Below are 6,771 nucleotides of genomic sequence, written 5' to 3' on the forward strand. Positions count from 1 at the left end.
AAAATAATGACTGAAAAAATCAACTGGAAATTGCAGGGTAGTTATTTTGAAACATGTAACTGTGAAACGGCTTGCCCTTGCATTTGGTTGCAAGACCCTTCAGAAGGTGACTGTAAATTATTGGTCGCTTGGCATATAGAAACAGGTCACTTTGCCAACAAAACTCTGGATAACCTTAATGTCGCATTGGCTTGTTATGCACCGAGCAATATGAAAGAGGGTAACTGGCAAGCTGCTTTATATATAGATGAACAAGCGGATGATACCCAGGTTGATGCCATCACCCAAATTTTTAGTGGTCAACAAGGAGGTCATTTAGCCATTTTGATGAGCTTTGTTACTGAAGTCTTAGGGATCAAAAAAGTTAAAATTGATTATCAAGAAGAGGGGAAAAAACGCAGCATGTCCATTCCTGGTATTGCTCAAGCAGAAATAGAGAGTATTCAAGGCATCACAGGAGAAGAATCGATAATTAGTAATCCGCCTTTATGTGTTGTCAGTAGCCACCCTTCAATCGTTGCTAAATCCAACCACTATCAATATCAAGATTTTGATAAAGACTGGCAGTTCAGTGACCGTAACGGCTATTACTCACCTTTTACTTATCAACCCTAACTGTATTACCTGTGCCGAAAATTCTTATTCTACTTATTGTTATTACTCTTAGCGCATGGGGCTTTCTTGTTTATCAATATTGGCAAATGAATACATTGCCTATGTCGGAAATGTGGATGCCCCCCAATTCACCCCGGCAATGGCAGCTCACTGATTTTGTAGTTGTCTATAGTATGTGGGCGATCATGATGGCTGCTATGATGCTGCCGTCAGCAGTACCAATGATTAAGGCATTTAGTAAAAGCTGTCGACAGCGTTATGGAGGTGATACGCCTTTCAGTATTCTTTTTAGTCTGGCTTATCTTCTGGTCTGGTTGGTCTTCAGTGTGATATTAACCTTGTTGCAATGGCAGTTACACGGATTGCAATGGTTATCAGGAATGATGGAAAACAGTAATGCATTTTTAGCTGCCGGTATATTAATTATGGCTGGTATCTATCAGTTCACCGCACTGAAAAATGCCTGTTTGCAGCATTGTCGCTCACCGTTCAGTTTTTTATTAAATTCTTGGCAAAATGGTAGGCAAGGAGCCTTTAATATGGGGCTTATTCATGGCAGTACCTGTGTAGGGTGTTGTTGGGCACAAATGTTAATTATGTTTGCTGTTGGCGTTATGAACATAACGGCTATGGTTCTGATTACTTTATTTATCTTGCTGGAAAAGGGCTTACCTGCAAATGAACAACTCTTCAGTAGAGTAACTGGAGTGGTATTATGTGTGTGGGGAGGATTAATTTTATTGTAAAAAACTGCCGACTTCGAATTTTATAAAGGTTATTGTTTATACTCTCCTCCTTAGTAGAAACTAATTTTTCCTGAGCAAGAAACTAGCAAACCTGAGTCAGTGCTTCGACAGGCTACAATAATACCCAAAAATCCTGCGCTATACTTTCGGGTATTATTAAATTCTCGACCCTAGCTACTAGAGTTCGCATGGAATGCCTGCAATTGCTTTTGCACAGACTCCGCCAGTGCATCAGGCTTAAATTTAGCCAAGAACTCATTTGCCCCGACCTTTTCTACCATTGCCGTATTAAACACACCACTCAAAGATGTGTGTAGAATCAGATATACCCCCTGCAACTCTGGGTCTTCTTTTACCTTAGAAGCAAAGGTATAACCATCCATACGCGGCATCTCAACATCAGAAATAATCATTGTATAATACGAAGGAACATCAATACCTTGTTCTTTTAGTTCCTGAACATGCTCCCATGCAGCCAAACCATCTTTTAATAATGTACAACGTATACCAATCTGTTCTAGCACTCGCTTAACTTGGTTTCTAGCCACTGAAGAATCATCCACTATCAGCACATGATCATTCGCATTATCTGCCACAATATTATCAGCTAAAACACCTTCAGAAACCTCCTCACTACCACCAATTACCTCTTTCATAACTTTTTCAACATCAATAACCTCGATAAGCTCCTCTTCAAATCGAGTCACCGCTGTTAAATATCCTTCACGACCCGCACCTTTTGGCGGCGCATTAACCTGATCCCAACCTATATTAATAATTCTATCGACCGAACTGACCATAAACCCTTGAGTACTCCGGTTATACTCCGTGACAATCACATAATTATTTGCTTCCCTATCAATTGGCTGCAGACCGATAGCCATTGATAAGTCCATGACTGGAATTGTTTTTCCGCGCAAATGCGCTACCCCACAGATCACTGAGTTCGCTTTAGGGAGTTGTGTTAAAGCAGGACACTGAATAACTTCTTGGACTTTAAATACATTAATACCAAAACGCTGCCTACCTGCTAGTTTAAAAAGCAATAATTCAAAGCGATTATGTCCCGCCAACTTCGTTCGTTGATCAACGCCATCTAAAATTCCAGCCATAAAAACCTCTTACTCAATTAACCAAAAACAAGACAATAAACGTCTTCTTACTCTATAAGCATTATAGCGACTAACAAGCACACAACTTGATTATTTTTTTTCATCATTTTTGGCATAAATAGTGCTTTAATAAATATTAAACTCATACATATGCCAATACCATGACACATGAAAAAATACAGACATTTTTAATCACCACCTTAAGCCTTTTCTTGTTATTAACAGAAATGCTATACGCGCAAGAATATCAGTCACTTCAGGCTATACAAACGGCGATAACTCAATTTATTGAAGCGAATATAGACACTTCTCAAGAATATGAAATTCAGCTCAATAAATTAGATAGTAGGCTAAAACTAGCAAGCTGTAGCACTCCCTTGGAAACTTACAGCCATAACAAAAAAATTGAAGCTGGTATACTATCGATAGGCGTAAGCTGTAATGGCGAACAAAAATGGTCTCTCTTTCACTCGGCCAAATTAACAACTTATACCAACGTACTTGTACTTAAACAAGCATTAAAACGAAATACCACCATCAGCCAAAATAATATTATTTTAGTCAAGAAACCGACCAACAGACTACGCCGCGGCTACTTTACCAACTACCAACAAATTAAGAATCAACTAACAACACGCAATTTACAAGCCGGCACAATATTACAGCCCGCACATATTACTCACCCACAACTGATTAAAAAAGGAGAACGGGTAACTATTCACGCATTCTCCTCTTCATTTAGCATAAAAATGTCAGGAAAAGCATTGATGTCAGGTAGTTTAGGCGAGAGAATACGAGTCAAAAACAATAAGAGCAAAAAAATAATTGAAGGTACTATTACCAAAGCAGGCACTATTTCCGTTAATTATTAAAGTTATAAGTATATTGGCCGACAAACTGGCATAGAAAAATATTTGCAGGAGTCCACCATGAAAATCGAGACCACTACCCCCCCAGTAGAAACAAGTCAAAAACTAAATAATAAAATAACCTCAAAACCAACAGCAGAAACAGAAAAAACCAAAGCAACCGACTCAATTAATTTATCAATTGAAGCTGCTTTTAGCTCATTAAAATCAACGCCCACAGTCAATGCAGAACGCGTTGCTGAACTTAAAAGCGCCATAGAAAATGGTAGCTATACAATTGATAATGAAAAATTAGCAAATAATATCATCACATCTGAAAGAGAACTCTCCAATACAGGTTAACTATCATGATTCATAAAACACACCCCCTTGCTACAAAGCTAATCGCTACCGCCCTAGAGAACACCCAGCAGCTCCACCAATTGCTAAATGAAGAGTCCATACTCCTAAAAGCAAAAAGCCAAACTCAAACACTTAATTTAATTGTGCAAAAAAAGAATGCATTAGTTGCCCAGTTAAACACATTTACCAATCAAGTCGAGCAGTTACTTGCTTCAGAAAAACTAAATAAACAAGATGGCATGATTCAATATTTTGCTATTGCTCAGCAAGCCAATATAGATACAACAGAGTCATTAAGTAACTGGCAAAAACTTACCGAACTATCCAAGACATGCCGCACCCTTAATGAACAAAATGGCGCAAGCATTCACATATTAAACCAACATACTCAGCGCATCTTAAACATACTTAAAGGCAAACCACAAACAATTAACACCTATGGTCGAGATGGTGGGGTAGAAAGCAATCTATATTCACGCACTTTAGTTTCAGTTTAATAGGCAATAACACAGCCCCCCCCCTGCTACCCCGAAAATTTAACCTAGATATCGAATATAAATTTTCAAACAATTGAAATATACGAATAAATAGATATTATGGTACTACTTCTCATAATTTTGGCATAATATTTAACCTTTACGTTTCAATTTGTTACGCAGAATAGGAGCAGGGATATTTTGCATTCTATTTTAAAACTCTACGAACGATAAAGACTTCACACCAAAGGCACACTACAATTTGCCAAATAGAGGGAATACGATATATATTTCCAGAATACAGCTAAAGCTGAAGCGACTACACAAAAAATATCCGCGATATTTTTAGAATTAAATCACAGCTAGGAATACAAAGAAGATACCAGACAAGCTTAGAAAGCTTATGAAACGAGAAGACGATTAGTAATAAACCGCTATACGAAAAAATTAACACTGAGGCTTCAGACATAAAAAAGTCAACCAGAGTAAACTGAGTTAACCCTACGCCCAATCTTGATAGGATATTTTGGAGCGGGAAACGAGGATCGAACTCGCGACCCCAACCTTGGCAAGGTTGTGCTCTACCGCTGAGCTATTCCCGCATGCAAAATATTTATTATGGAGGCTACTGGCGGAGTCGAACCGCCGTAGATGGATTTGCAATCCACTGCATAACCGTTTTGCTAAGTAGCCTTTTATTCTTATAGAGAAGAATAAAAAAGCCGCGATATTTTGCGGCTTTAAAAATTCTTGGAGCGGGAAACGAGGATCGAACTCGCGACCCCAACCTTGGCAAGGTTGTGCTCTACCGCTGAGCTATTCCCGCTCTGTAAGAATCGATAATTATAAGGTATTCTGGTCTTATGTCAACACCCTAAAACAAATTTATTTTAAATTTGTTTTTAATGTCCAGCCCTTTACACCCTGACGACAATCACCCGCTTCTTGCTGCACTTCAACTTGCACAAACAACTGCTTAGTACCAAAAGCATCTTGAAAGCTTCTAGCAATAACCGGCGTACCTGATGGTGCATTACAAACAACATCACTCTCATTATCAAATGACGCCATCTGCCCCGGCACCTTTAAAATCTTTAATGTTGTGTCTGTAAGCGCATTAGCCGCATGCAAAGTATAAGACTGACCAACAGTATAAGTCACCTTTGAGACATGTTGCTTAGCATTATCTCCTCCCGACATAAAAACCGCCCCTAAAATAACGACAATGCCCGCGATCGCACCGTAAAATAACTTAGGGTTTTCATCTTTAAGCTTCATTAATGGTGGCTTTGCATCGTCTATCGCACTTTCAACTGTATCAGCAACCTCTTCAATAGTTTCTTTTATATCCTCTACTACCTCTTCAACAGACTCTTTTACATCTTCCACTACTTCTTCAACAGACTCTTTAATATTTTCTATAACTTCGCCTGATTCAGTTGATTTATCTTCACTCATAGTAACCCCTCATTGTTCTATTTAATTTTTATTATTGATAGTCGCCTTTAAACAACTATATGAAATCGTAACCTTTGTTGCCCTTGCTTGCAACCTCTTGTTCTTCTAACTGCCGACATTCAAACTGCCAATAGCCTAATCCTATGTTTTTTCGGTTTCTCAAAACAATAGGAAAGTTTTTTTCATTTAAATACAGCCTAATAACATCTAGCTCTTTTAACATAAATGACTCAACGATAAGAAAACTTTTCTCCTCTTCACCTGGAGTTTTAACACCATAAATCAAAGCATTTTGCATCCCCTCTTCATCGGCCCCTTTTATATCAATATACTGAGCAATAAAGGCATGCTGCGTTAACAAAAAAACTTCAAACTGCGCCTTACCCGTATTTTTGTGCATCGAAACTTTATTAACAATACCAATAGATCGGTTATGTCGGGGCTGATTAGCTTTCCTAAAACTAATAAAGCTACCAATCGATAATAGACCTGAGTCATCAAAGCTACAGATTAAAGCACACTCCGAAGCAGTTTCAGCAAGATATTCTTTAGCTAAACCAAAATCTTGCTCACCTTTAGCATTTGAACTCTGCAATTCATAAGCAGAGTTTAAACCTATAGAAAAATACCGACTCAAACGGTCAGCAAAAATCGCCTCTCCTACTAAAGAAATGCCCTGCCAGCGCACCTCCAAATAATCAAGTAACTCAGCAGGCAACTTATCCGCCCTAAGCGATAACTTCAAGCTACTATAACGCCCATCCACATCATTCTTCAGTTTTTCTTTTTCCTGAAAAAGTTTATTTAGCTTAGTGAAGTTAATATATAGTACAGTATCACTAGATGCTAACTTATCTCGAGTCACAAAAAATGCCGGCCTATCTTCATCCTGAAAAATAACACATTGCCTCTGAACAGCTGATATTTCTTGATATTCAAAAGCAATAGTAGCGCTCAATAACTCAGTAAATTCATAAACCTGCTGCATTTCCTTAGGCATTAGACCGGTGGGATCCGCAAGACTAAGGAATGTGCATGAAATAACTTAGGCAACTTATAAAGTTGTTGCGTCAGGAATGGCAGTATAATTCCATTGCCTCAGGTGCTCATCAAATACAATTCGCATTGACTCTTTAAAACCCTCTGCAACTTT

Annotated in this window: 8 protein-coding genes and 3 tRNA genes; 5 read left to right on the forward strand and 6 right to left on the reverse strand. The window is 38.4% G+C overall.

Annotation, left to right across the window (positions count from 1 at the left end; translation table 11 throughout):
• Positions 1 to 6 precede the first annotated feature (6 nt).
• Both BQ7314_RS07380 and BQ7314_RS07385 read left to right on the forward strand, forming a co-directional pair.
• Positions 7 to 615 carry a DUF1326 domain-containing protein gene (locus BQ7314_RS07380; RefSeq protein WP_174483061.1) on the forward strand — a complete coding sequence of 203 codons (609 nt, stop codon included), beginning with the start codon at positions 7 to 9 and terminating at the stop codon, positions 613 to 615.
• A gap of 11 nt (positions 616 to 626) precedes the next feature.
• Positions 627 to 1,361: a DUF2182 domain-containing protein gene (locus BQ7314_RS07385; protein WP_245394942.1), complete on the forward strand. Its 735-nt coding sequence runs from the start codon at positions 627 to 629 to the stop codon at positions 1,359 to 1,361.
• A gap of 170 nt (positions 1,362 to 1,531) precedes the next feature.
• Here the strand turns inward: BQ7314_RS07385 and BQ7314_RS07390 are convergent, their stop codons facing one another.
• Positions 1,532 to 2,473, reverse strand: coding sequence for a chemotaxis protein CheV (locus tag BQ7314_RS07390; protein WP_174483062.1), 942 nt, complete (start codon positions 2,471 to 2,473; stop codon positions 1,532 to 1,534).
• A gap of 161 nt (positions 2,474 to 2,634) precedes the next feature.
• Here BQ7314_RS07390 and flgA point away from each other — a divergent pair, with 161 nt between their 5' ends.
• Genes flgA through BQ7314_RS07405 form a run of 3 tightly spaced genes read left to right on the forward strand, consistent with a single transcriptional unit; the run spans position 2,635 to position 4,181 of the window.
• Complete coding sequence (gene flgA / locus BQ7314_RS07395; RefSeq protein ID WP_174483063.1) at positions 2,635 to 3,345, forward strand: flagellar basal body P-ring formation chaperone FlgA; 711 nt, start codon at positions 2,635 to 2,637, stop codon at positions 3,343 to 3,345.
• 57 nt (positions 3,346 to 3,402) lie between these two features.
• Positions 3,403 to 3,684: a flagellar biosynthesis anti-sigma factor FlgM gene (gene flgM / locus BQ7314_RS07400; protein WP_174483064.1), complete on the forward strand. Its 282-nt coding sequence runs from the start codon at positions 3,403 to 3,405 to the stop codon at positions 3,682 to 3,684.
• A 5-nt stretch (positions 3,685 to 3,689) separates the two neighbouring features.
• Entirely contained in the window at positions 3,690 to 4,181 is a 492-nt protein-coding gene (locus BQ7314_RS07405) for a flagella synthesis protein FlgN (RefSeq protein WP_174483065.1), read from the forward strand.
• A 506-nt stretch (positions 4,182 to 4,687) separates the two neighbouring features.
• Here the strand turns inward: BQ7314_RS07405 and BQ7314_RS07410 are convergent.
• The 5 genes from BQ7314_RS07410 to BQ7314_RS07430 form a co-directional block, all read right to left on the reverse strand.
• Positions 4,688 to 4,762, reverse strand: a tRNA-Gly gene (locus BQ7314_RS07410).
• A 17-nt stretch (positions 4,763 to 4,779) separates the two neighbouring features.
• Positions 4,780 to 4,853: transfer RNA gene (locus BQ7314_RS07415), tRNA-Cys, on the reverse strand.
• A 58-nt stretch (positions 4,854 to 4,911) separates the two neighbouring features.
• A tRNA-Gly gene (locus tag BQ7314_RS07420) sits at positions 4,912 to 4,986 on the reverse strand.
• 59 nt (positions 4,987 to 5,045) lie between these two features.
• Positions 5,046 to 5,618, reverse strand: coding sequence for a hypothetical protein (locus tag BQ7314_RS07425; RefSeq protein ID WP_174483066.1), 573 nt, complete (start codon positions 5,616 to 5,618; stop codon positions 5,046 to 5,048).
• Positions 5,619 to 5,673: 55 nt separating this feature from the next.
• The gene (locus BQ7314_RS07430) at positions 5,674 to 6,618 is read right to left on the reverse strand and encodes a hypothetical protein (RefSeq protein WP_174483067.1); all 945 of its coding nucleotides are present in this window, start codon (positions 6,616 to 6,618) and stop codon (positions 5,674 to 5,676) included.
• Positions 6,619 to 6,771 lie beyond the last annotated feature (153 nt).

This window comes from methanotrophic endosymbiont of Bathymodiolus puteoserpentis (Logatchev), from assembly GCF_900128525.1.
Lineage (GTDB): Bacteria > Pseudomonadota > Gammaproteobacteria > Methylococcales > Methylomonadaceae > Methyloprofundus.

What these genes read in the sequence shown, in the direction of transcription:
- BQ7314_RS07380 (WP_174483061.1), top strand. Translation starts at nt 7, where the DNA reads ATGACTGAAAAAATCAACTGGAAATTGCAGGGTAGTTATTTTGAAACA.
- BQ7314_RS07390 (WP_174483062.1), bottom strand. Translation starts at nt 2,473, where the DNA reads ATGGCTGGAATTTTAGATGGCGTTGATCAACGAACGAAGTTGGCGGGA.
- flgA (WP_174483063.1), top strand. Translation starts at nt 2,635, where the DNA reads ATGACACATGAAAAAATACAGACATTTTTAATCACCACCTTAAGCCTT.
- flgM (WP_174483064.1), top strand. Translation starts at nt 3,403, where the DNA reads ATGAAAATCGAGACCACTACCCCCCCAGTAGAAACAAGTCAAAAACTA.
- BQ7314_RS07405 (WP_174483065.1), top strand. Translation starts at nt 3,690, where the DNA reads ATGATTCATAAAACACACCCCCTTGCTACAAAGCTAATCGCTACCGCC.
- BQ7314_RS07425 (WP_174483066.1), bottom strand. Translation starts at nt 5,618, where the DNA reads ATGAGTGAAGATAAATCAACTGAATCAGGCGAAGTTATAGAAAATATT.
- BQ7314_RS07430 (WP_174483067.1), bottom strand. Translation starts at nt 6,618, where the DNA reads ATGCCTAAGGAAATGCAGCAGGTTTATGAATTTACTGAGTTATTGAGC.